Here is a 24,878-nt window from a genome sequence, read left to right on the forward strand (position 1 = left end):
TTCCATACAGGCAAAGTCACCGATATGGCTTCTATGATAACGGTAGAAGAACCCGGCCAAGCCTACTTGTCATTCGGTTGGCAGCTCCTGGGCCCATTCTCGTGTACTCCCCTTACCGACCTTGCACCCCCGTCGGCTCGCTAAAAAGGTTCCATACCGATACTCTTCCCAATCATCGCAAACAAATTCTGATATTTTCCGCTTTCATTGTATACATCGGTAAAATTTCTGTCAATGGACCCATAGAAAAGCAGCTTAAGAATCAAAAGAAAAAGGACAGGCATGTCATGCGACCTACACTACCAATTGCCTTTCTATACCTTTCGGTGGTAAAATATTGAAATGGATTAAATACATATCTATTGGTAAGGCCCCAAAGATTCTGGGCATTACGCCGAAGACCTTGCGGCGGTGGGAACAGGCCCAAACGATCCAATCCGTGCGCACGCCGACGGGGTATCGTCGCTACCGGGCTGACGACATCATGCGGTTGCTCACCCAACGCCAGATGGGGTTCGGCGCTCGGTGCGTGATTTATGCCCGGGTATCGTCCTCGAAACAGACGCGTGACGGGAATCTGGATCGGCAACGTGATCGACTCCGGGAAGAGGCCCAAAAACGTGGCTATGATCCGGTGTTAGTGGTGGCCGAACAAGCGTCTGGTATCAATGACAAACGCCGTGGTCTCTGGCGAGTGCTGCATCTGGCGGAAAAACGAGGCTTCGATGTGCTCCTCATCGAGTACCCGGATCGACTCGCCCGCTTTGGGTATCGCTATTTGGTCGAATATCTCCGGGCTTTTGACGTGCGAGTGGAAACCGCACAGGATCCGCCTCCGGCCTCTTTCGAGGACGAATTGACCCGCGATCTCATTACGATCTTGACGGTATTCTCCGCCAGGCTCTACGGCAGACGGAGCCAGGGGTTTCGGAAGAAAATCACCGAGACCATTCACGAGCACCACGAGAAAGGAGGGGAACAAACATTTGGCAACCGCCGTCAAGACCCTGATCTTGCCGCTCCTTGATGCCAATCCCGGCAAGCGGGAGGCTTTGACGGCCACCGAAACCTTGTTTACCCAGATGGTGCAGTTCTACCTAGACATCCTGCTAAACCAACCATCCTTCTGGGACAAGGTCGTCGAGGGGGACATCCAAACTGGGGCAATCCTCTCCGAACAGATTCCGACGAACAAGGACATCCTCACTCGGCTAGAGTTTGCGACCATATCCACTGCGACTCACCCCATCCCCCCTCACCCGCTCTCCGGCCTGCCCGGTGCCGAAGCGGCTCCGGTCCTGTTCCGCCGCGCGGCCATCAACCGGGCCATCGGCCTGGCGAAAAGTTACCGAGCCACCCGGCGACGATGGGAAACCCGGGCCGCACACCGTCGCGGGAAGGCTCCTACCATTCCGACTGTCCGGTCGATGCCCGTTACCCTTTACCAAGGCATGAGCCTGCTGGTGCGCGAGGAAACCCGTTCCTTCCTGCGGGTGAAAGTCTGGAACGGGGAAGTCTGGCGGTTCGAGGCGTATCCTGTTGCCATCGCTCCCTATCAGCGTTCTCTGCTCTCTGTAGCCGAAGCCGAGCAGGCCCGGATGGACAAAGTGCGGGCCGAGGCGCGGACCTTGCAAAAAGCCGGCCGAGAGGAGGAGGCCCAAACCCTTCTGAAGACCGAAGGCAAGCAGCAGAAAGGCGTTCCGGTGATGGCATCCGGCACCCTTTTCCATGACGGCAGCCATTGGCGGTTCCACGTTCCGCTCTTCACCCCGATCCGGGTGAAACGGGCCCAGGACCAGCTGGCCGAGAACCCCAACCTGCCCATCGCCACGGTGGACCTGGGGGTCAACAACCTCGCAGTCGCCGTGGCGTTTCAGGGCGCGAAGGTGACCGGCACCCGGTTTATCCCCGGACGGCCGCACGAGCAGCGGAGGTTCCGCAGACTCAAGGCGATTGCTGTCCGGCAACACAAAACAGGAGGTCGTGCGAAACGAGGAGCGAACCATCCCATCTGGAAACATCTCAAGCATCGGGAAGACGCGGTCGCTCAGCAGGTGGCACGCCAGATCGTGGATTTCGCCCAGGCAAACGGGAGCAAAGTGATCGTGTTCGAGGCTCTTTCCCACATGAGAAGCCCCCAGCGCATCGGCTGGATGAAACGGCAAAACGTGCGTCGCTCTTACTGGATGCGCGGCAAGATCATGCACTGGGTGCGGCACATGGCGTTACACGCAGGGATTCTGACCGTCACGCGGGATGCCCAATTCACCAGCCAAGCCTGTCCCCGCTGCGGTCATCTGGGGGCGCGGTTCCGCGAGGCAACCCGTCATCGCCGCCGAGGCCAGGATGTGTTTCACTGCTATGCCTGCGGATGGAGCGGGAATGCCGACCTGGTGGGAGCCTTGAACCTGCGCAAGAAATGGCTGCGGATCTTCCCCGCTATCGCCAAATTGCGGCACGAGCAGAAGCTCCGTGAGGCTCAGGGCCAACGCACGAACCGCAGGCGGAGTGAGACAGTGCCAACGATGAAAACCGGCCCGAACCGGAGCGGGGTGTAACCGCGCTGCGGACTCCACAAGAATTGGGCGGTCGGCTTCCCGGCTAACCAACCCAACAGGCGACACGCTGTCCTAAGCGGCCTGGGGATGCCGGAAGTCGCGGGGAGGCCAGTGGTTCTCCCCCGGCAGACAGAAAGGCGTCGAAGCACCGGCTTTGTCCCGGACAGCGCCTGATGTGTACCCTGCAACCGGCTAGAAATGGCCGGAGTAACCGGGATGGAGCGGATGGGTGCTTCACAAGCCGCTCTTCCCCCTTTGGGGGATCCCCCGGAATGGGGCTGCCGTGAATAGCGGTTGTCCCTCGTTGTCCCAAGAATTGGGCAGCTGCTGATACCACTCAATGCAAAACTTGTGAAGGAATGCCGTCATCCATGGCATCGAGAACCCATGTCCGCAAGGCTTGATGTTCAGGCTGCACTAATTGTGGATCGGAGCGGACAATTTCTCGTGCCACACCACGCGCGCGCTGCAATAAGTCTAAATCTTTAAGAGGATGGGCTAATTGAAATCCTGTTAATCCATGTTGGCGCATCCCTAAAATTTCTCCCGGGCCACGCAGTCGTAAATCTTCTTCCGCCAATTTCAGCCCCTCATGAAAACGGACCATAGCTTCTAAGCGTTCTCGAGCTTGATCCGTTTTGGGGTCGGCAATGAGAAAACACGTTGCTGGCTTAGGTCCCCGTCCGACTCGTCCGCGCAACTGATGCAGTTGGGCTAATCCAAACCGGTCGGCTTCTTCAATGACCATCATCGTTGCATTAGGGACATCAACACCGACCTCCACGATGGTGGTTGCAACCAAGACATCAATGTCCCCTTGGCGGAATTGTTCCATAATGCGCGTCTTATCTTTTGAGTGCATTTTGCCATGCAATAAACCAATGCGCCAACCAGGAATTTTTTTCATGCCCTCGGCCAAATCCACCGCTGCTTTTGCTTGAGTCTCTTCATCATCGCCACCGACCAAGGGACACACGACATAAGCTTGTTCGCCACGTTTGACCGCGGCCATCACCCGTTGATAAGCTATGCGCCGGTCTTTGTGCGATAAATGAATGGTTTCCACGGGTTTGCGACCCGGTGGTAAACCCCTCACTTCCGATACTTGTAAATCGCCATATACTGTTAGAGCTAAAGTACGGGGAATAGGTGTTGCAGTCATCACCAACATATCAGGGTATTCCCCTTTCAAGGATAAACGGGCACGTTGTTTGACTCCAAACCGATGCTGCTCATCAACCACAACCACGCCCAATCGCTTAAATTCCACACGGTCCCCAATTAAGGCCTGGGTCCCGACTACCAGCAAAATGCTTCCCGTTTTCAATGCTTCCCGGTAAGTGTCGGCATGCCGGTCCTTTCCTGTTAACAGAGCGACGGACAATCCTAAAGGACGAAGAAAATTTTGCAGCACTAACCATTGCTGCTCCGCCAACAATTCCGTGGGTGCCATGAAAGCGGCCTGGTGGCCTGCATCCACAGCGGCCAACATGGTCAAAATAGCGATGACCGTTTTCCCAGATCCCACATCGCCTTGCAAGAGCCGGGCCATGGGCGTTGGCTGCCGTAAATCATGTTGAATCTCGTCCCATGCCTTTTTTTGCCCCTCTGTTAAGGAAAAAGGAAGTGAGGCTAAGAATCGCTGCACCAAGGGTCCATCAGGCTTTTGCACCATACCGGGCACATGCGGATCAACCTGATGCATCAACAACACGGCCAAGGCAATGCGCAAAAATTCGTCGAACACCAGCCTTTTGCGAGAGGCTTCCAGTGCCAGGGCATTGGGCGGAAAATGCTGATGCAAAATTGCTTCCGGGCGTGAGATTAAGCCTTCTTGCTCTTGAATCGGCCGAGGTAAGGGATCTGAAAGTTGGGGGGCAAAACGCGGAACGATGTCGCGCATGAGCCTTTGCATAAATACCTGTTTTAACGAACCGGATAGGGGATAAATGGGTACCAAGCCTAACAAGGGTTCGCGGTCTTCCGTCATGACTTGAAAGTCAGGATGGGCCATACTTAGCTGATGGCCGCGTCGCTCGGCCTTACCGCTGAAAATTGCTTTGTATCCGGGTTCAAATTGACGTTTTAACCAGCTCGCATGAAAAAAGATGGCCGTTAATGAGGCATGTCCCTCTTGAATCTGCACACGCAATATTTTCTTAACAGGATCATAATGGGCGCTTTGGATGATTCCCTGGACCGTTACACTCTCGCCGTCTTGGACCATCCACAACGGAGTAATAACTGAGCGGTCTTCATGACGATGTGGCCACAATCCTAAGAGATCTTCAAACGTTTTTACCCCAAGATTTTCTAGTTCTAGTGCCCGTGTTTCCCCTATTCCTGGCCATTTAGTAACCATATCGCCCGGCCCCAACAGTACCGAATGGGTCGTTCGGCTTTTTGCCACGCCACAAATCCCTCCTACAGTTCTGCCAGTTCCACGTTTAACGGGAAGACTCGGAAGTACCGGAGCGAATGCCCTGTACTTCGACAACAACTTTGGCCGGACGAATCGAGACCGCATCGGATAACACTTGACTAATCCGGTTTACAATCCGGCGTCCCAGTATGGGAATACGCTCACCGTAGTCTACAATGACGGCAATTTCTACAACAAGCCCTTGATCGGTATCTTGAAAGGTCACTCCCCGGGTCCCCGAGTCTTTTTTAATCAACTCGGTAAGACCCTCTCCCAACCCAAACGTCCCAACATCGGCCACTCCAGGCATCTCAAGAACAGCCGATTGAACAATGGCCGCAAGCACCTCATCGTTAATCGCTAATGTTCCATATTCGGTGCGTCTTTCCATGGCCTAGCCTCCTCGTTTCTTTGCCTTCTTGCAGTTCACTTGTCCCTATGTTACCATAGCAAGGAATGTCATGGCATCGAGGAGGTTCCGTAATGGCGTATCGCTGTGAGGTTTGCGGGAAGCACACCGTACATGGAAATAACGTTAGCCATTCCCATCATAAGACGCGACGGGTATGGAAACCCAATATCCAACACGTTCGTGCTCGGGTTAATGGTAAAGTCAAACGGATTTATGTGTGCACACGCTGCTTACGCTCCGGGCGCGTAGACCGAGCAATCTAATCTATCGCCCGGTCTAGCAGTTTCTCAATATCACTTTGGGAAAATTGATAGGCCGTGTGGCAATAATGGCAGACAACTTCTGCTCCCTGATCTTTTATTAGTTCTTCGATTTCTACCCGGGGTAAACTGGACAAAAGTTCCAGGCTCCGGGTTTTGCTGCACTCACACTGATAGTAAATTGGCTCAGGATCATACCAATGAAGGGGGGTACCCATGACCTCTTCAGCAAGTTGTTCCACGCTTTCCCCGTCCGCTAATCGGTGGCTAATGTGGTCCAAATGGGCGAAACGTGCGCTCACACCATCAATGTAGGGTTCACTACCAGGCAAGGCTTGCACAACGAGACCCCCAGCGGCTTGAACCAAAGAATCCGTGCCGACCAGAACGCCCAAAGCTACAGCACTCGGAATCTGTTCAGAAAGCGTGTAATACTGCGCGAAATCTTGACCAATTTCGCCGCTCAACAATTCCACCTGTCCCTGATAAATGAGGCCATTATGCTCTTCGCGCGTCACTTTGAAAACGCCATCTGTCCCAACAGCTTGTCCCACCGCCAATTTGCCATCATTTCGTAGGGGCAGTGTCACCTGGGGATGTTCAGCGCGTGCGCGCACCCGCCCCCCGGTCCGGGCTTCAGCAATAACTCGTCCTAACGGACCTCCACCATCAACCTCCACTTTAACAAGTGCGGCATCTTTAAAATCGGCGGCCAAAAGGGCTGCCGCTGTCAACAGCCGCCCCATGGCGGCGGCAGCCACAGGGGAGGCCTGGTGAACACGCTGAACTTGTAGCGCGGTATCCTTAGTATTTGCTACAATAATTCGCATCGTTCCATCGGCTGCCGTCGCCTTACGTCGATAATCCGTCATAATCACCTCAGTTATGATTTCTTTTCTTTAGCCCAAAAGCTTAACACCACTTGTAGGATCTTGCCAACAAATCGAGGAACTTTCACTACTTGAACCTGCATTGTCATCCATCCTTTCTCATTGTGCCCTCACTTTACCACCGGGATAACAGCTTCCATCCTAACCAAATGAGTCCAAGTCCGACTAACACCGGACCAAGCCCGGCCCAAAACATCCATAACCCCACAAAGACTGGCCAAATCCATAAAGGAAACACTTTGATAACAATAATGCCACCCGCCAATGATAAACCGGCTCCTGTTAATCGGCGCGTCAATGTCTGTCTTGATCCCATTGCATAACGACGATATCTCACCCTTCTCACCTCCTTCACGGATCATTCACCATGGTACGGAATCTCCCGCAAATGGTGCATGAACCGGTCATAGTCAAGGTGAGTCGTCGAATACAAGGGAACATCATCCAGGAGGTCTTGCGCCTCATTTCATGATATGCGAGAAGGTGAATAAGTGAGTCGTCATCTTTGCAAGATTGTAGGCTGTCTATGCTCTGGCAAATTAATCCAGGCTTAATATCGTTTAACCCATTGGTTAAGAATCAGGCGGTAATGCTCATAACGCACGGGATCATAGATCCCCTGCATCACTTTTGGTAATACATCACATCCCGGCTCATCAATATGAAAGCATCCAGGAAACCGGCAAGAGGCATTATCCCACTCCCAAAATGCCTGCCGGATCAATTGGGGATCCTTGACCGACATTTCTAAGGCGGTATAGCCTGGGGTATCCGCTAACCAGAATTGACGGGTCTTCAAAAGACGTACCCAGCGCGTAGTTTGTTGACCACGACCAATCCGACTCAATCCTTGAATATCGAGTTCTTCATGCGGTAACAACGCTTTAGCCAGGGACGATTTGCCGGCCCCACTCTCGCCCACCATAACCCATATTCCCGTCCGGGGTGCCTCTAAAAATTCCGGAATTCCCTCCCCCGTTGTCACACTCGTGGCCCAAACCCGGTATCCAATATTTTTATATAGGGTCATAAACCGGGTTAGTTTCTCGCGGTCGTCAACCAGGTCAGTTTTCGTGACCACAATTTCCGCTTCCACGTTTAAAATGTGGGCCATCACTAGCCGTTTATCCAACAGTTCCAAACTACCCCGGGGTTCTGTAAAGCTGAAAATCACAAATAGACCGGATACATTGGCCACAGGGGGACGAAAGAGCGAATGGGAACGGGGCAAGACTTTGGTAATAATCGCCTCACCCGGATCCGTCGGCATGATTTCCACCCGGTCGCCAACCAAAATGCGGCCAGCATCCCGTTTAATTTTTCCTCGTAGATAGCATAAATACCGTTTTCCATCATCCGTTTCCACCGTAGGACGATTCGCTTCTAACAACACGACTAATCCCTGCACACGCCACGACTCCTTTATCCTTATGAGGGAGGTGTACTGGTCCCGACAGCGGGACTCGTTGAATTACCGTTTGCTGTTAGTGGTTGGGGCGCTTGCGCTTGCCCATTGAGAAATACCAACAATTGCCCACGGGTCCCATACCAGGTTACCGGAATTTGAATTTGCTGGCCCGGATCCACCTGCTGATAAATGACCTCCTCGTTGCCCGCACTGTCTGTAACAACCACTTTCAAGAGTGATTTGGGCGGTGCATTATTCGGAATTTGCCATGTCGCCACGGTGACGTTTTTCGGCAAGTTGGCACTTTGAGGACTCGGTCCCTCCGAGACCGTGACATTCACTTGGCTCACATTAGCCAGTGAAGAATACGGCTCAGGATTTTGATCAATAATCGTATTCACAGGTTCTGTGCTGTAACTTGCTGTGGGCGTGCCCACGGAAATATTCATCCCAATGAGCAAACTGGCAGCTTGGGATACGGATAACCCTTCCAAGTTCGGCATGATTTGGTTACTCGTTGGAGGTCCGTCTGACACCCAAATAGTCACGGGCTGTCCCTGTGCCAAATTCGTGCCTGGCGCCGGGCTCTGCCTAATAACTTGCCCTTTGGCAGCGTGACTCTTGAGATGCTTGGTTATGGCTCTTAGCCCTTCCGTCTTAAGGTTTTGCACCGCCTGAAAGACATCTTCACCTTTGACATCAGGAACGAGCACCTGCTGAGGCCCGGTCGATAAAATCACTTCGACACTTTGTCCGGCTTTAACCTGAGTTCCTGCTGCCGGAATCTCGTTCAGGATGTAGTTCTTGGGGAGCTGCGATGACGGTGCCTTTCCCCCTACTGTCACCGTCAAACCAAGTTTGCCCAGCTTAGCCCGGGCAGTGCTCAAGGGCTCTCCCTTCACATTGGGTAATGTTACAGCTGGGGTATATATCCAGCGATCAAACGCGTAGAGACCACTTCCAACCAATAAGGCCACAATCAGCGCCGCAATCACCCATGGCAACCATTTTCGTCGGCGTTTGTCAGCCGTACGCGGTTCACTTTCCGGTTTTTTGGTGGCGACTTCGGGCATGAGGGCCTCTTCTCCATGCAAGGCACGTTGAATGTCTTGTTGCATGGCTTTGGCACTTTGGTATCTTTCAGCGGGATCCTTGGACAATGCGCGCTGAACAATTTTTGCTACGGGCTGAGGAATATCTGGGCGCAAGGTGGTCACATCAGGGGCTTCATCTTGAAGATGCTTAATGGCAACACCGATAGGACTATCCGCTTCGAACGGTAATTGGCCCGTTAACATTTCGAATAAGACAATCCCCAAGGAATAGAGATCGGACTGGGGTCCAACGAGTTTTCCTCGAGCCTGTTCAGGACTTAAATATTGCACGGTTCCAAGCAGTGAACCCGTATTCACCAGGGTCCCGGATGTGGCCGCATAGGCAATGCCAAAATCTGTCACTTTCACCGTGCCATCTGCCGCAATCAAAATATTTTGCGGTTTGATATCCCGGTGAACAACTTTTTGGGCATGAGCAGCTTCTAATCCTTGCGCGACTTGATCGGCAATGCGTAAAGCACATTCGACAGATAAAGGGGCATCCCGATCCAATTTATTGCGTAAAGTCTCTCCTGATACCAATTCCATAACCATATAATGGATATCAGGATCTTCGCGCCCGACATCATAAACTTGCACAATATGACGATTCACTAAAGAGGCCGCAGCACGAGCCTCTTGATCAAACCGGTGTACCACTTCGTCATCTTCAGCCCATTGATGTTTGAGGATTTTCACCGCGACCAGGCGATTGAGCGTAATATCACGAGCCCGGTAGACTAAGGACATACCGCCTTGTCCAATTCGTTCTAAGATTTCATACCGACTCCCTAAAATCTTACCTACCATTGCTTTCACCACGGTCTTGCATGACTTCTGCTAATACAACGGTAATATTATCCGGGCCGCCTCGCCTGAGCGCCGCATCCACGAGTTGGTCAATAAGGTCTTGGCCGTGATACCGTTCGGCATAGCGAAGAATTTCATCATCGGCAACAACGGAGGTTAGACCATCTGTGCATAAAAGCAAGCGATCCTCATCTGACCACGGCATGTCGGCCACATCAATCCGTACCCGATCAAATGGACCTAAGGCCCTGGTCAGTACATGTCTTTTGGGATGATCTTGAGCCTCTTCCGGTGTAATGGTCCCGGCGCGTTCCATTTCCCCCGCCACGGAATGATCCATGGTCAATCGAATAATTTGATCATGGCGTATACGATAAGCCCGTGAATCCCCTACGTGACTGAGAAGCAGGCGGTCGGGAAATAATACCGCGGCCGTCAGGGTTGTGCCCATACCTTCCAATCGGGTATCCCCTTGCCCCAACTCGAAAATGCGCCGATTAGCCAAAGACACGGCAGACACCAGGCGCGAAACATCAATGACGTTAACTCCTACCGCATCATCCATGGCTTCTAAAGCCATGTGACTCGCGCGGCTTCCGGCCGGACCACCACCAATCCCATCAGCCACCGCGAGCAAGAATCCCCCAGCTTCAACAGGCCGAATCAAAAAGTCATCTTGATTTTCGCTGCGCACCAGGCCTTGGTCCGATCGACCATAAGTCTTCACGGTGATAACAATTCCTCCTCACGCCGTCGTAGCTGACCACAAGCCGCTTCAATTTCTTGTCCCATTTCCTTTCGTATCGTACAAGAAATTCCACGATCCTGCACGATTCTTTGAAATTCTTCCACCCGTTTTTTAGAGGACGGTTGGAAAGGATGTTCGGGAACAGGATTCCAAGGAATAAGATTGACGTGACACGAAAACCCTTTAAGGAGATTCGCCAATTGCTCCGCGTGCTGATTTGAGTCATTAATCCCCGCCAATAATGCATATTCGAAACTCACACGGCGACCTGTTTTGTGAAAATAGTCTTTACAGGCCTCAATCAGTTGATGAACGGGGTAAGCCTTATTAATCGGCATCAATTGCCGCCGCAAATCATCCGTGGGTGCGTGCAATGATACCGCTAAGGTAATGGGCATCCCTTCTTGAGCTAGACGATAAATGTCAGGGACTAGGCCGCTTGTCGATATGGTAAAATGACGATAGCTCAGATTGAATCCAAGCGGATCATGTGCGATTTGAATAAACTGCATCACGTTCTCATAGTTATCCAACGGCTCGCCAATTCCCATCAAATCCACGCGACTAATGACGGCCCCTTGATCGGCAATCAAATCATTGGCCAAACGGACCTGGTCTAAAATTTCCCCCGCACTGAGGTTCCTTGTCCGTTTTAACAAGCCAGAAGCACAAAATTTACAGCCCATGTTGCAACCAACTTGGGAGGACACGCAGACACTGTACCCATAATCATGAGGGAGGACAACGGTTTCAATATGCTGACCATCATAAAGACGGCCGAGAATCTTAAGGGTACCATCATGACCTCTCTGCACCGTCTCGGCTTGTAAGCGGTATAGGGGAAATTGGTTGGTCATGTTCTCCCGCAATGCTTTGGGCCATGAAGTAATCTCCTCATAATCCTTAACCCTATGACGCCACAATGCTTCAAAGAGCTGCGTTCCGCGGTACCCCGGCAACCCTTGCGCTTTCATCCATGCTGTCATCTCGTCTTTGGACTGTGACAAGACATCCCAAACCTGGTTTTTCACTGACCTCACCTCATGTTCGTAAACGTGCAATAAAAAATCCGTCCATCCCTAAATCCCCAGGAAGTAATATTAAGTTGCCATCTACGACAAATTCTTCGAAAATGGGATCCGGCAAATATTCCCGGACATTCTCATGGTGCACACCGGGATGTGTCGCCAAAACCTGATCCAGAACCATAATGGTCTCCTCAGGTTCTACCGAACACGTACTATAGACAACGACCCCACCCGGTTTGGCAAGGGTGATGGCAGCCGTCAAAAGTTCTTGTTGAAGATTTTGGTGTTCTTGTAAATCATTTTCTTGTTTTTTCCATCGCGCATCCGATCGCCGACGCAAGACCCCAAGATTACTGCAAGGGGCATCCAATAATACCCGGTCAAATACATGGATGTTATTCGCTGCGAAATAGCGGGCATCCATTTCCATCACGGTCACATGATGGGAAAAGCCTAAACGGGTTAAATTTTCTTGAAGCAATTTCAACCGCGTACGAGACAGATCAACCGCGGTAACCTTTGCCTGTCCTTGTGTGCGTTCCAAAATGTGACCGGTCTTGCCCCCGAGTCCTGCTGTCAAATCGACAATGCGCTCGTCAGCTTGGGGATCGAGGACCCATGTGACTAACATGCTACTTTCATCTTGTACGGTGATTAGCCCACTTTGAAATGCTGGCAAGTCTTCTAACCAAAACGAACCCGACACCCGTATCGCTTCAGGGACATAACGGGACAGTTCAGCCCGTACGCCCTCTTGGTGTAATTCTTCCAGTACTGCTTCCCGTGACGTTTTTAAAACGTTGACACGCAAAGACAGCGGAGGCACTTCGTTATTTACCATCAAAATCCTACGGGTTTTTTCTGTACCAAACCGATTTTGCCATCGATGAACTAACCAATCAGGATGCGAAAACTCAACGGCTAAAGGCAAATTTTGTGGTTTCTTAGTCGGTGCCCGTCGTAAAATCGCGTTGACCATCCCGGTTGCTCGAGGAGATACGGATTTGGTTTGTTCCACAGCCGCATCAACAATCGCATAAGCCGGAACCCGGTCTAAAAATCCCATTTGAAATAAAGCCATTCGCAGGATATCCCGCACCACGGGTTCTAATTCTCCGCGCAGGAATGGGGCAAGCCATGCATCAAGATAGCGCTGATTGCGTAGCACACCATAGACAATTTGGGTCATCAACGACCGGTCAGCCGGTGACAATTGTCCAAGACGTGTGCGTTGTGCCAAAGCCTCTCCCACTGGCTCGCCGCCTCGGATTAGCGTCAACACGTTTAACGCTTCGATTCGTGCTGGTCCTGGCCCCGTCATTGACACACCACCTTACCTACAACATGCAAGCCTCGTTGAAAATCCCCAGGAGTCATTTCTTTCCGACCAGCCGGTTTCACCCGCTTAACAATCACCACACCCTCGGCCGTCCCAATCTGCCAGTGATTACCCGCTAATTCCGCCGTCGCTATAGGCTGTGTACCCTTATCGTATGCACATTCTAAGATTTTGACGCGAATTCCTTGACACATAGTATAAGCCCCGGGTTCAGGGCTCATGCTCCGAATTAATCGGTCAATCGAGGTGGCCGGTTGATTCCAATTAATGCGACTATCTTCTGGCGCAAATTTCCCGGCGTAAGTAGCTTGACTGTCATCTTGCGCGGTTTCTTTGACCTGTCCCGACAACAAGCGATCTAAATATTCTAGCAGCAAATCCCGGGCTTGCTCCGCGAGTAAATTCGTTAATTTGCCCATCGTCATCTCATTCGTGATGGCCACAGAACGCTGGGCAACAATATCTCCCGTATCGACACCTTGATCCATCCGCATTAAGGTGACCCCTGTCATGGCGTCACCCGCCCGAATTGCCCAGGCAATCGGATTGGGACCCCGCCACCGCGGTAACAATGAGGCATGCAAATTGAAGGCTCCGTGCCGCGGCAGGCCCAGAACCCATGGCCGCAGTATTTTGCCATACGCCGCGGTAATAATGAGATCAGGAGCCCACTTGACCCAAGCTTCTTTATATGCGACAAGGCGATCCGGCTTATCAACCATCAGCCCTCTTTCGCTGGCTCGTTGCGCGACCGGAGATGGGGTTAAGCGCATATGACGACCTTGTGGTGTATCGGCTTTGGTGACAACGCGAATCGTCAAATCACTGCGGGTTAAGAGCCCGTCTAAAATTACCCGCGCATACTCTGGGGTTCCCATAAATAATATCCGTGCCACGCTTAGTCTAACACCACCTCATCGTCAACCTCTACGGATTCACGCGGAACCACTTTTAAGGCGAGGTCTGTAAAAAGAATTCCGTCCAAATGGTCAATTTCATGTTGCAAACAGCGGGCGAGAAGTCCTTCACAATTCAACCATATTTGGTGCCCATGCCGGTCTAAACCCGTCACCCGAATTTTCTCGGCACGTTCGACTTCTCCCACTAAATCGGGAATGGACAAACATCCTTCATAACCACTTTGAACGCCTTCTCGGTACAAAATCTGTGGATTTACCAGTTCAATTAGGCCGTCCCCGACATCTGCCACCACAACGCGCTTGGAAATCCCAACCTGTGGGGCCGCCAGTCCAATACCATCTGCGGCATACATGGTTTCGGCCATCTCTTTTAATAACGATTGAATCTCTTTATTCACCTTGCGGACCGGTTTGGCAATTTGACGTAAGACGTCATCTCCCGCCAGACGAATTTCCATCATATTGAGTCACCTCGTACGTCATCATATCTCACCATTTATAACATATAATATGGGTCTACCGTAATACTACAGGATAGTTCGTCTCGCTCAATTTCCGAAAGCACAGCCATAATCCGTGGATTTTTGGCTCCCTTTAAAAGAACATGGTACCTAAACCGTCCCCGCACTTTCGGCAAGGGGGCTGGTGCGGGTCCCAGAACCTCGATGCCCATCTCCATCAATCCTGTCACTTTCTCAAAAATGCGGTGAATGGTCTCTTTGGCTTTTTGTTCCGAAGCATCAGCGACTTCTAAGAGCCACAGATTCCCAAAAGGGGGATATCCTAATTCCCGGCGATATTGAATCTCTTGATTGTAGAAATCGTCATAACCGTGAGTGGCTGCACTTTGAATCGCAAAGTGCTCAGGTTCATAGGCTTGTACAATCACGACACCTGGAAGATCGCCCCGGCCAGTACGCCCAGATGCTTGGACAAGCAGTTGAAACGTCCGTTCCGAGCGCCGAAAATCAGGCAAATGCAAGGCGACGTCAGCAGCAACGATCCCCACCACCGACACATGAGGAAAATCCATACCTTTAGCAATCATTTGCGTGCCGACCAATACATCGGCCCTGCGGTTCACAAAATCATCATATAATTGGTAATAGCTGTGACGCGACGATAAGGTATCGCGGTCCGCGCGCAACACTCTGGTACCGGGCCATAATTTCATGACTTCTTCCACGATTCGTTCTGTACCGGCGCCAAAGTAGCGAATACGCCGGCTCCCGCAATGAGGACACGCGGTAGGCGGGTCGATGGTATAGAAACAATAATGGCACATGAGTTTATTCTGGTCTTGATGATAGGTCAGAGTCACTGAACAGTGCGGGCACTGCACGGCCTGACCACAATCGCGGCACATGACAAAGCTCGCATATCCGCGGCGATTGAGAAACAAAATGCCTTGTTCGCCCCGATCCAACGCCCTGGTGAGGGCTTGCTGCAACGCCCGGCTAAAAATTGAATGATTTCCCTCCTGCAATTCTTCGCGCATGTCAATAATTTCGACGGGCGGCAACGTTCGGGTGCCAATGCGGCGAGTCAAGCGAATCCAGCCGATGAGTCCTTGGCGAGCGTAAAAAGCCGTTTCTAAAGACGGTGTCGCACTTCCTAAAACAACCTTGGTGCCCGTCTTGTCCGCAAGCCAAAATGCCACGTCTCGCGTATGATAGCGGGGATGTTCCTCCTGCTTATAAGTGCTTTCATGTTCCTCATCAAGCACAATGAGCCCGAGATCGCGAAAAGGTAAAAAGATTGCTGAGCGAACACCTACCACAATCGCTAAATGGCCATCGCGAACGGCTTGCCATGTTTTGGCACGTTCAGAATCAGTGAGGGAACTATGCCATAATCCTACCGCTTGTCCGAATCGACTTTGGAACCGGCGAACAGTCTGCGGTGTCAATGCAATTTCTGGTACCAGAACGAGAGCTTGCTGACCTTGTTGGACTATGGTCTCAATGATCTGCAAATACACTTCCGTCTTACCCGATCCCGTGATACCTTCCAACAACCACTTCGATCCGGGAGCTGCTTCCACAATCGTCGTCACCGCATGCATTTGTTCTTCATTGAGGGTAAAGGGCGACCTGTGTCCCTTGACTACAGGGAAAGAGGGCGAAGCACTATCCACTCTGTTGATGACAACCGTGCCTTCTTTAACCAGGTCTCGCAAGACCTGACGCATCTCAGGCATTTCTCTTAACAATTCCTCTTTAAGCAAGGGACCCCGCTCCGCTAAAATATCCCACAATTGTTGCCGTTTCGATGGCCGTCCCTGTCTTTGCCCGACAACCTGGCATAATTCTTGCGTCGGCGCCGAAAACGGTCGCAAGCGAATATTCCGGGGCAACATCGCCTTGTACGCTTGAATGGGAAAACAGAGATATTCCTCAGCCATCCACATTCCCAATTCAATCATGACCGCGCTTAACACCGGCACCGGATCAACGACGTTGAGCACGGGTTTTAAGACGACATCCGCTGCCGAATCGGGTGTCCCATACTCATACACAGCCGTGACAATGCCCAGCGTTTCTCCCTTGCCAAATGGCACATGCACACGGTGACCAACACGGATGTCCATTCCCTCAGGTATCACATAACTCCAGGCCCGGTCCAGTCCACGGGCCATACGATCGATAATAACATGAGCTATTTTCATGATTGTCGCCGCATTAACATCGTGATTTCTGCACTCATCAAGGGATTCCCATCATGATCTTCAGTCGTCATATGAACTTGGACAATCCCCCCTTGTTCATGATGGCGAAGATTAGTACAGACAAGCCGTACATGAATGGCCATACCGATCGTCACGGGACGCAAAAAACGGACATGGTCTAATCCATAAAGTGCGATCACTTCAGGAGCTTTTAAGGGAATCAGACCAAAACTTATCGACAATGTGCCCAAGCCATGGAGAATTCTTTCTCCGTAGCGGGTCGATTTCGCGTAGGTCTCGTCGGTATGTAAGGGATAGTGGTCACCGCTCCATTCCGCAAATATATCGATATCCTCTGGTCGAATCGTGCGGGAAGAACTAATGTATGTATCTCCTACATTGAACGACTCAAAATTCCGATCAAACATTCGTCGGACTCCCCTTTTTGGGTTGGAGAACACTTAATAAATCGGCCACTTGACTCGCTAACTGCTCTTTGGTCATATGTTGTAACGTCGTATGTTCATCCTCAGGTCGAATGATCGCCGCTTTATATTCGCCATCTCCAAAACCGCGGGATGTGCCAACCTGATTAGCTATAATGGCATCAAGATGTTTTCGCCGCAATTTATCCCTTGCAGATTCCAGGACATTGTCGGTTTCTGCCGCAAATCCTATGAGAATGGTGGTATCACGATATTTTCTTCCCAATTCAGCCATAATGTCAGGATTGGTTTCCATTATCCAAGTCAGATCTAATTGACTCTTTTTTTGTTTCTGCATGTGGGGATAAGCTGGTCGAAAATCGGATACAGCCGCGGCTCCGATAACTGTATCGATGTGTCCGATGTGGTTCTCAACCGCCCTTAACATATCGCGGGCCGAGACAATTTCCTCATAGTGAACGTGATTAATCGCTAGCTCCCGTACGCGTGGACCATGAATGACCACCACCTCGGACCCCCGAGCGCTGAGTTCCCGAGCTAAAACGATTCCCATAGTTCCCGTCGAAGGATTTGTTAAAATTCGTACCGGATCAAAATGTTCCCAAGTCGGACCGGTTGTAATCAATATGGAACGTCCTTGTAATGTCTTCGGTCGGAACAATGCCCATAACGCCTCGAGAATTTCTTCGGGTTCAGCCATGCGTCCAGGGCCTGTTAATCCCGAGGCTAAACGTCCTCGATTAGGACCTATCACGGTAATCATGCGGTCGCGTGTTAAGTCTTGGAGGCGCGCCTGGGTCTGCGGGCTTTGCCACATTTCACTTTCCATGGCTGGGGCGACCAACACAGGCCCAGAAAATCCTTGAAAAATAAGGGTCAACAAATCAGACGATAAACCCAAAGAGAGTCGCGCCAGTAAATTTTGCGTTAGAGGAGCCACAATTATCACATCAGCCCAATGGGCCATTTTTACATGCGAAAGGGGCCCCATCGGCTCATCCGTCGCATGAATTCCTACCGGATTTCCCGTTAGAGCACGAAAAGTTAACGGCCCAATAAATTGCGCCGCAGTTTCAGTCATCACCACAAAGACATCATGGCCAGCTTTCACTAGGCTGCTCGCCAATTCACAACTTTTGTAAGCGGCAATGCCGCCTCCAACACCTAAAATAATCCGCATATCCTATTTAATGCCGACAGGAGGGACTTCTACCGTAATAAGTCCTTTGTGAATCTCTTCCAGAGCAATCGTTACCGGTTTGCTCGCATGACTTTCAACCAAGGGATGGCTACCTTCGGTAATGGCACGACCCCGGCGTGCCGCTGCTACAGCTAGTGCGTATTTGCTTTCATGCCGTTCCGTTAATTCTTTCACTGTCAATCCACGTGGATCCATGTGCCTATCGCTCCTCTTCTTCTGCTTCGACGGTGTCATCGTCGTCCTCGTCTTCGACCGCTGACACTTCTCGGCTGGCTAATCGGTTGGCGACCGTTTCCGGTTGAACAGCCGACAAAATGACATGATCGCTGTCCGTAATAATGACCGCACGCGTTCTCCGACCATAAGTCGCATCAATCAGCACGCCGCGATCGCGGGCCTCGGTAATAATGCGCTTAATAGGCGCCGAGTCAGGACTAACGATTGCCACGATTCGGTTTGCAGAAACAATGTTACCAAACCCTATATTGACAAGTTTAATATCCAAGCCTTAGCCTCCCGAAGTGGCTTGCAGAGCATCCTTACCCACTCTGCTATCGTTTTTCATCATATCATAGATGCTGAGTAACAGACTAACTTTGCGTGATAGCAAAGCACATCCATATTCCATCATCTCTCATCGTTATATGCATCTTAGACCGCCATGGTTCGGGGTTCCTCATACGACAAGACATCAAAGTTTATGAAAAAAAGAGGACTTAGCCCATTCGGCCAAGAGCCCTAAGGGACGATCGCCAATGACACTGATACAATGGGATCCATAACGAAAAGATAGTGTACTCCATAAACCATCAGTCATCCCACTAAATCCGGGATAACCCTGCACCGGGTTATGGTAACGACGGCATGCCTCGGCTTCAGCTGATTGCATGGAAGAAACAACCACCATAACTTGGTTGAGTCCGTGACCATAACGTATGACTTCCTGATGCGGCCACTGGGAAATATGGGTTTGAGTTAGAGGACCAAAATGTTCCGGCACCATATGCTCCACTAACCCTTTGGACCACTCAACATGTGTCATGCGGTAGGTATTGAGTAATACAGGACCTTTTACAGACGGTCCCGGGTTCCCCGATGAATAGACCAACGCTTTGGCTTGAAATTCCAGGTGCCGGCCTCGGTACAATGCCACACCCAAGGGTTCTGCTGTACGGCCCTGAAAGAAATAGGTCATCCGGGTAAGCGATACCGGTACCCGAGGATGGACCAAATTCACAACATAACAGGGCACCCCAGCTATCATGGTTTGACCCACATGTACTTGCCATTCTTGTAATTGTTTGAACGTCGGCAACATCCATTTTATCGGCCACGGCAATACGTCATTTACACCGGCATTGACCAGTAATCGTGTCTGGTTCTTCGGATTAACTAGCTGGATCTTGCCATCATTCGCTAATAAGGTGGATAGAATCTTTCCGTTCATGGCGAGAGCATCGACACGCCAAAGTTGGGGAGATGCCTCATAGAAATTAATCAGTCGGGTTGCAGGATCTTCCATAATCTTGTGAACCCATGGTCCCCAATCGGCAGCAAATGGGGCATGGGTCAATGCCAACGTCTCCACAAAGTTTCCCTGTCTGATCGCTGCATAGCTTCTTTGCACAATTTCTCGAGCACTTTCTTGAGGTAATGTCCCGTGAGCCTCAGCAGCTGGTGTCACATAAATCAAAATGCCTGCCACCACCGCGCCCAAGGCACTGATTACGGTCATAAACTGGGTTTTCCTCATCTTGCCACCTCCCGAGGTTATTCTACCCGGAACTGGACAAGATATCCGGTCTATTCGCGACTTAAACGCAAGACCCAAGTTATCTCCAAGTGGTGAATCTAGACCATCACCATCAGCATACCAAATAGCACCATGATGATACTTCTATTGCCACAACACACCTTATGCGACCTTATATCCCCATTTTAGATGTACGGGTCTTGCCAACCATTTTCTGAGACAATATGATCCAGCCTTCGACTCCTCTATTGCCTTGAAAAATTTATAAGATTTTAATTCTAGCCTTGTATCTTAATTAGGAAAGATCAGATTGTGACACGGGAAATAAATTTCGTCGATATTATTTCCCTGTGAATTCCGTGAGTACAGTCCGTTCCTTATTGACAGGTGCGAGAGTTCGTCATCAAGTCGTCATCAAGTCGTCATCAAGGAAGAATTACCCGTCACATGATATACTATGACCTAATCCACTCGATAAACTGAAGAGGAGACTGTCCTGTGCTGGCTGCTGTTCATACGGTGACTCAATGGCTTAACGAAGCGGGATATCTCGCGGTCTATATTGTATTACTTGTGGAAAGCATTGGAATTCCTAGCCCATCAGAAATTATCTTGCTTTTCTCCGGATATGAGGTATGGCTAGGGCATTTTTCCTATCCCATTGTGGTTTTGGTCGCTGCAGCCGGAAGTACCACAGGAGCTACCGGAGCATATTTCATTGCCCGCTTGGGAGGACGTCCTCTCATCCTTAAGCATTTTCGCTGGGTTTTTCGAACGCCCGAACGTCTAGCCTACTGGGAAAACTATTTTCGTACGAAAGGGGACAAAGTTGTTCTCATTGGGCGCATCATCTCCGGCGTGCGTATGATTATTTCGTTTCCTGCGGGCCTTTTTGAAATGCCCTATCCTCGCTTTCTCTTATATACGATTTTGGGTTCAATTATGTGGCCCTTAATTGCCGTCACCGCTGGGTACTTGCTCGGTCCCCATGTGGTATCTGGTCTCGAAGCCACGAAAAAGTACGAGACACCCGTGCTGATTGGATTAGTTTTATTAATCGCTCTATGGTGGTGGTATGAACGCCGTAAAAAGAAACGGCAAATCATCACCCCGGTACCCGAAGATGATCATATCGATGCGCAAGACACCACGAAACCCTAAAGAGTTGGCGATAATGCCTGACAAAAAATCGCGGACTTCTGATATCCGCGATTTCTGATTTGGCAGTCGCTTTATCGTAATTCAAAAACTCCTTGACAAATTTCTTGTGCTGTTCCCGTCAAATAGACGACGCCCGTCCCCTCGTCCCAGGAAGCTTCCAGTGTACCTCCTGGCACGGAAATGGTGGCATGGCGCTCGACGCGCTCGGTGAGAACCGCTGCCACGATAGCAGCCGAGACCCCTGTACCGCAGGCTAAGGTCAATCCCGCACCTCGTTCCCAATGTCGCATCCGCAAATGATGGGAATCAACAACCTCGACCGAATGCACATTGGTCCGGTGGGGAAACATCGGATGATGCTCTATTTTCTGTCCCAAGCGTGCCATAGTCTGTTCGTCCCACAACGGTCCAAAAATAATAACATGAGGATTCCCCATTGATACACAGGTAATGTGCAGCATCGTCTCATCAAGGTCCAAAGGCTCGTCAATGCACGTAGATTCCCCTTGACCCAGCATACCGATCTCGTGCCGTGTGAGCCGAGGGACTCCCATATTGACCCGGATAACCGACGCTCTCCCCTCTTCGGTTTTCAAAACCTCCGGGTATAATAGGCCCGCTCCGGTCTCTATGGCCTGGCCGGGATCAAATTCACCCCGGTCATAAAGCCATTTGGTCATCGCACGCAGTCCATTACCACACATTTCAGATTCGGATCCATCGGCATTAAAAATCCGCATACGTACGGGAGCCACCTTCGACGGTGCAATCAAAATAATGCCGTCACTTCCGACGCCAAAATGTCGGTCACTCATCTTGATGGCATAGTCTTTCCAAACGTCATCGGGAACCTCCTCCATGTCCCTGATATCTATAAACAAATAATCGTTTCCTAAACCATGCATCTTCGTAAAACGTAAGGGTTCCAATTGTCCCACCCCAAGGCTCCTCCTTTTCTTCCCTCAAGCTAATTTCTTAAAGAGCGTACTCTCGTGATCTTTTCATTAAGCACAATGGATTCCTCCCATTATATAGTTCTTGATTGCGTGGTCATAGACCCCATAGACCGACCTGAGGCACCTGAGGCAATTACTGCACTGAACCGTGAACAAAATGACGAATCGGCCTCAAAACAACGTCACGGACGGCAGCCAGCAATTGAATAAAGCCGGATGCCAGTACCACTATTCCCCAATCCAACAAACCTAAGGGATCGGTCTTAAAAAGTTCTCGGAGGCTCGGTACATAAATAATCGCCAATAACATCATCACGGAGGACAACACGGCCAACACAGCCCAGATATTAGAAAACAACCCGATTTCTAAAAAGCTGCGATCCTCAGCCCGGGCATCAAACACATGAAACAGTTGACTCATAATTAATGTGGCTAAGGCCATGGTTCTGGCTTCCCGTAATCCCATACCCCATAATTGTAGCGACCAAATAAAAACCAGCAACGTACTGACCCCTATTAAAAGACCACGGAACGCAATTTTCGTGCCGAGTCCCCGAGCAAAAATACTTTCATTGGGATCACGAGGTGGCCGATCCATCACGCCGGGGCTTGGCGGATCAACGCCTAAAGCCATCGCGGGTAAGCCGTCGGTTACGAGATTGACAAAGAGAATTTGGATGGGCAATAAAGGTAAGGGCAATCCCAAGAACGCTGCTAAGAACATCACCAAAACTTCACCAACATTGCACGATAATAAATAGCGGATAAACTTGCGGATGTTATCGTAAATCGCTCGTCCTTCTTCAATAGCACGGACAATAGTCGCGAAATTATCATCGGTTAAAATCATCGCCGACGCTTCTTTGGTGACGTCTGTTCCCGTTTTGCCCATCGCTACGCCAATATCCGCTTCTTTAAGAGCTGGCGCATCATTGACCCCGTCTCCGGTCATGGCCACGACTTCCCCATGGGCTTTCCATGCACGCACAACGCGAAGTTTGTGTGGCGGTGAGACCCGTGCATAAATCCGAATGTTTTCTACGCGCTGAGCCAAGTCCGTATCCGTCAAAGTATCCAATTCGGGTCCCGTAATGATTTCATCGGCTCCAGCGACCATGCCCATGGCTTCACCGATAGCGCGAGCGGTTTTTGGATGATCCCCGGTAATCATAACCGTTCGCAATCCTGCCCGTTTGGCATCTTTCACGGCTTGCACGGCTTCGGGGCGCGGAGGATCCATCATCCCCACTAGTCCCAGGAGAATTAAATCGCGTTCCCAATGATCTTGGGGTTCCTCCCCCGTTGTGGAACGATAGGCAACCCCTAACACGCGCAGTGCCCGCGCCGCCATGTCATCATTAATGCTCCGAATGCGCTGACGCCATTCATTATCTAGTAGGACCAGGCGGCCATCAATTTCGAGATATCGACAGAATCCCAACAACACATCGGGGGCTCCTTTAACGAAAACGGTATAACGATTATGTCGGTCGACTGTGAGAACTGCCATCCGTTGTCTTTCGGATTCGAAAGGAATTTCTCCCTTTCGCAAATATTCTGAAGCCACCTCGCTTAAGTCAATCCCCCCATGGTTCGCTGCCCAAAGCAGCGCAATTTCTGTGGGATCGCCTTTAGCCTTATCCGGATTATCTGGATCCTTCTCATCGACAGAGGCATTATTACAAAGCGCAGCCGCCGTATACAACTTGGGCAACGTCGGGGAAGTCCTCGACTCATCAGTGGTATCAATAAAGTCATTATCAACCCAAATCTGTGTCACGGTCATTTGATTTTTCGTCAAGGTACCAGTCTTATCGGTACAAATAACCGTTGTGCAACCTAACGTTTCTACAGCTGGCAATCGCCGAACGATCGCATGGGCTTTAATCATGCGCTGCACCCCTAAAGCTAGCGCAATGGTCACAATGGCCGGTAAGCCCTCAGGAATTGCGGCAACAGCTAAACTGACTCCTGTTAGAAACATCTGGTAAAGGGGCTCGCCACGAAATAATCCGGTAACCACAACCACCATGACAATCAATAGAGACAAATACACTAAAATCTTGCCGAGATGTTCAAGGCGTCGTTGTAATGGCGTCTGATCTTCCACCGCTTCACGCATCAAATTAGCGATATTGCCCATTTCTGTATGCATCCCGGTTTCCACTACCAAAGCCTTTGCTCGGCCTCTGGCTACCGTCGTGCCCATATAAACCATGTTACGACGGTCAGCTACCGGAATATCTGGCCGTGATAATGGCTCTGTTGTTTTGCTCACCGACTGCGATTCTCCTGTTAAAGGCGCCTCGTCCGTTTGTAAGCCATGCACTTCGATAAGACGACAATCCGCGGGAATGCGGTCTCCCGCCTCCAGTTCGATAATGTCTCCGGGTACGAGTTCTTCTGCTGGCAACATATCAACTTGTCCCCCACGGACAACCCGTGCCTCAGGCGCTGTCAGAGCCTTTAGGGTCTCAACAGATTTCTCCGCGCGATATTCTTGGACAAATCCCAATATCGCGTTCATGACCACGATGGCCACAATCGTGATAGCGTCACCGACTTCCCCGAGAAGAAACGAAACCACTGTCGCTCCGATTAACACGAGTACCATGAAGTCTTGAAATTGACTAAAAAAAATACTCCACCATGGTGTCTTGTCTGCCTCTTGAATTGCATTCAAGCCGATTTCCTGTAACCGCGACTCTGCTTCAGATGTACTCAACCCTCTGTGTGAATCAGAGCGGAGTTGAATAATGGCTTCATCGCTAGTTAAGGTATGCCAGATTTCTGCCACACCCATC

23 protein-coding genes and 1 other annotated feature (1 of these 24 running past the window's edge) are annotated in these 24,878 nt (G+C 50.7%); of the genes, 4 read left to right on the forward strand and 19 right to left on the reverse strand.

Annotated features, from left to right (window positions below):
- Positions 1-185: a binding site (T-box leader), on the reverse strand (it extends 63 nt beyond the left edge of the window).
- A 152-nt stretch (positions 186-337) separates the two neighbouring features.
- Both B8987_RS17330 and B8987_RS17335 read left to right on the forward strand, forming a co-directional pair.
- Positions 338-1,027 (forward strand): IS607 family transposase, encoded by a 690-nt coding sequence (locus tag B8987_RS17330; RefSeq protein ID WP_242940681.1) that lies wholly within the window; start codon positions 338-340, stop codon positions 1,025-1,027.
- Positions 987-2,558 carry a zinc ribbon domain-containing protein gene (locus B8987_RS17335; protein WP_084661796.1) on the forward strand — a complete coding sequence of 524 codons (1,572 nt, stop codon included), beginning with the start codon at positions 987-989 and terminating at the stop codon, positions 2,556-2,558. Before B8987_RS17330 ends, B8987_RS17335 begins: the two co-directional genes overlap by 41 nt.
- A 337-nt stretch (positions 2,559-2,895) precedes the next feature.
- On the opposite strand, the gene recG is transcribed toward B8987_RS17335, so the two are convergent.
- Both recG and B8987_RS17345 read right to left on the reverse strand, forming a co-directional pair.
- The gene (gene recG / locus B8987_RS17340) at positions 2,896-4,968 is read right to left on the reverse strand and encodes an ATP-dependent DNA helicase RecG (RefSeq protein WP_242940682.1); all 2,073 of its coding nucleotides are present in this window, start codon (positions 4,966-4,968) and stop codon (positions 2,896-2,898) included.
- A 37-nt stretch (positions 4,969-5,005) separates the two neighbouring features.
- Positions 5,006-5,371 (reverse strand): Asp23/Gls24 family envelope stress response protein, encoded by a 366-nt coding sequence (locus B8987_RS17345; protein ID WP_084661806.1) that lies wholly within the window; start codon positions 5,369-5,371, stop codon positions 5,006-5,008.
- 92 nt (positions 5,372-5,463) lie between these two features.
- Between B8987_RS17345 and rpmB the strand changes: the two genes are divergently transcribed.
- Positions 5,464-5,655 (forward strand): 50S ribosomal protein L28, encoded by a 192-nt coding sequence (rpmB, locus tag B8987_RS17350; RefSeq protein ID WP_076007216.1) that lies wholly within the window; start codon positions 5,464-5,466, stop codon positions 5,653-5,655.
- Here the strand turns inward: rpmB and hslO are convergent.
- The 15 genes from hslO to B8987_RS17425 form a co-directional block, all read right to left on the reverse strand.
- Positions 5,652-6,524, reverse strand: a complete 873-nt coding sequence (hslO, locus tag B8987_RS17355) for an Hsp33 family molecular chaperone HslO (RefSeq protein ID WP_020374657.1) — start codon at positions 6,522-6,524, stop codon at positions 5,652-5,654. The genes rpmB and hslO overlap by 4 nt on opposite strands.
- Positions 6,525-6,657: 133 nt before the next feature.
- Positions 6,658-6,879, reverse strand: coding sequence for a hypothetical protein (locus B8987_RS17360; RefSeq protein WP_020374655.1), 222 nt, complete (start codon positions 6,877-6,879; stop codon positions 6,658-6,660).
- A 213-nt stretch (positions 6,880-7,092) separates the two neighbouring features.
- The gene (gene rsgA / locus B8987_RS17365; protein ID WP_020374654.1) at positions 7,093-7,950 is read right to left on the reverse strand and encodes a ribosome small subunit-dependent GTPase A; all 858 of its coding nucleotides are present in this window, start codon (positions 7,948-7,950) and stop codon (positions 7,093-7,095) included.
- Between the two features lie 20 nt (positions 7,951-7,970).
- On the reverse strand, positions 7,971-9,866 hold the full coding sequence (locus B8987_RS17370) for a protein kinase domain-containing protein (RefSeq protein ID WP_084661807.1): 1,896 nt from the start codon (positions 9,864-9,866) through the stop codon (positions 7,971-7,973).
- Complete coding sequence (locus B8987_RS17375) at positions 9,844-10,581, reverse strand: protein phosphatase 2C domain-containing protein (RefSeq protein WP_020374652.1); 738 nt, start codon at positions 10,579-10,581, stop codon at positions 9,844-9,846. Before B8987_RS17375 ends, B8987_RS17370 begins: the two co-directional genes overlap by 23 nt.
- Positions 10,578-11,633: a dual-specificity RNA methyltransferase RlmN gene (gene rlmN, locus B8987_RS17380; RefSeq protein ID WP_020374651.1), complete on the reverse strand. Its 1,056-nt coding sequence runs from the start codon at positions 11,631-11,633 to the stop codon at positions 10,578-10,580. The genes B8987_RS17375 and rlmN overlap by 4 nt, the downstream gene beginning before the upstream one ends.
- Before the next feature lie 10 nt (positions 11,634-11,643).
- Positions 11,644-12,951: a 16S rRNA (cytosine(967)-C(5))-methyltransferase RsmB gene (rsmB, locus tag B8987_RS17385; protein WP_084661808.1), complete on the reverse strand. Its 1,308-nt coding sequence runs from the start codon at positions 12,949-12,951 to the stop codon at positions 11,644-11,646.
- A complete protein-coding gene (gene fmt, locus B8987_RS17390; RefSeq protein WP_084661809.1) occupies positions 12,948-13,865 on the reverse strand; it encodes a methionyl-tRNA formyltransferase in 918 nt (305 codons plus the stop codon). The genes rsmB and fmt overlap by 4 nt, the downstream gene beginning before the upstream one ends.
- Positions 13,866-13,867: 2 nt before the next feature.
- Entirely contained in the window at positions 13,868-14,350 is a 483-nt protein-coding gene (gene def / locus B8987_RS17395) for a peptide deformylase (RefSeq protein ID WP_028962301.1), read from the reverse strand.
- Between the two features lie 35 nt (positions 14,351-14,385).
- Complete coding sequence (priA, locus tag B8987_RS17400; RefSeq protein ID WP_242940683.1) at positions 14,386-16,557, reverse strand: replication restart helicase PriA; 2,172 nt, start codon at positions 16,555-16,557, stop codon at positions 14,386-14,388.
- The gene (locus B8987_RS17405) at positions 16,554-16,985 is read right to left on the reverse strand and encodes a MaoC family dehydratase (RefSeq protein ID WP_084661812.1); all 432 of its coding nucleotides are present in this window, start codon (positions 16,983-16,985) and stop codon (positions 16,554-16,556) included. Before B8987_RS17405 ends, priA begins: the two co-directional genes overlap by 4 nt.
- Complete coding sequence (coaBC, locus tag B8987_RS17410) at positions 16,978-18,183, reverse strand: bifunctional phosphopantothenoylcysteine decarboxylase/phosphopantothenate--cysteine ligase CoaBC (protein WP_028962304.1); 1,206 nt, start codon at positions 18,181-18,183, stop codon at positions 16,978-16,980. Before coaBC ends, B8987_RS17405 begins: the two co-directional genes overlap by 8 nt.
- 3 nt (positions 18,184-18,186) lie before the next feature.
- Positions 18,187-18,399, reverse strand: a complete 213-nt coding sequence (rpoZ, locus tag B8987_RS17415; RefSeq protein ID WP_020374644.1) for a DNA-directed RNA polymerase subunit omega — start codon at positions 18,397-18,399, stop codon at positions 18,187-18,189.
- 4 nt (positions 18,400-18,403) lie between these two features.
- A complete protein-coding gene (gene remA, locus B8987_RS17420) occupies positions 18,404-18,709 on the reverse strand; it encodes an extracellular matrix/biofilm regulator RemA (protein ID WP_020374643.1) in 306 nt (101 codons plus the stop codon).
- 186 nt (positions 18,710-18,895) lie between these two features.
- Positions 18,896-19,957 carry a hypothetical protein gene (locus B8987_RS17425; protein WP_028962306.1) on the reverse strand — a complete coding sequence of 354 codons (1,062 nt, stop codon included), beginning with the start codon at positions 19,955-19,957 and terminating at the stop codon, positions 18,896-18,898.
- Positions 19,958-20,455: 498 nt separating this feature from the next.
- Here B8987_RS17425 and B8987_RS17430 point away from each other — a divergent pair, with 498 nt between their 5' ends.
- Complete coding sequence (locus B8987_RS17430) at positions 20,456-21,118, forward strand: DedA family protein (RefSeq protein WP_084661814.1); 663 nt, start codon at positions 20,456-20,458, stop codon at positions 21,116-21,118.
- A gap of 71 nt (positions 21,119-21,189) precedes the next feature.
- Here the strand turns inward: B8987_RS17430 and dapF are convergent, their stop codons facing one another.
- Together dapF and B8987_RS17440 are read right to left on the reverse strand one after the other, a co-directional pair.
- Positions 21,190-22,056, reverse strand: a complete 867-nt coding sequence (dapF, locus tag B8987_RS17435; RefSeq protein WP_242940684.1) for a diaminopimelate epimerase — start codon at positions 22,054-22,056, stop codon at positions 21,190-21,192.
- A 151-nt stretch (positions 22,057-22,207) separates the two neighbouring features.
- Positions 22,208-24,871: a calcium-transporting P-type ATPase, PMR1-type gene (locus tag B8987_RS17440; RefSeq protein WP_101494362.1), complete on the reverse strand. Its 2,664-nt coding sequence runs from the start codon at positions 24,869-24,871 to the stop codon at positions 22,208-22,210.
- Between the last annotated feature and the right edge of the window lie 7 nt (positions 24,872-24,878).

The sequence above is a fragment of the Sulfobacillus thermosulfidooxidans DSM 9293 genome, from assembly GCF_900176145.1.
Taxonomy (GTDB): Bacteria; Bacillota; Sulfobacillia; order Sulfobacillales; family Sulfobacillaceae; genus Sulfobacillus; species Sulfobacillus thermosulfidooxidans.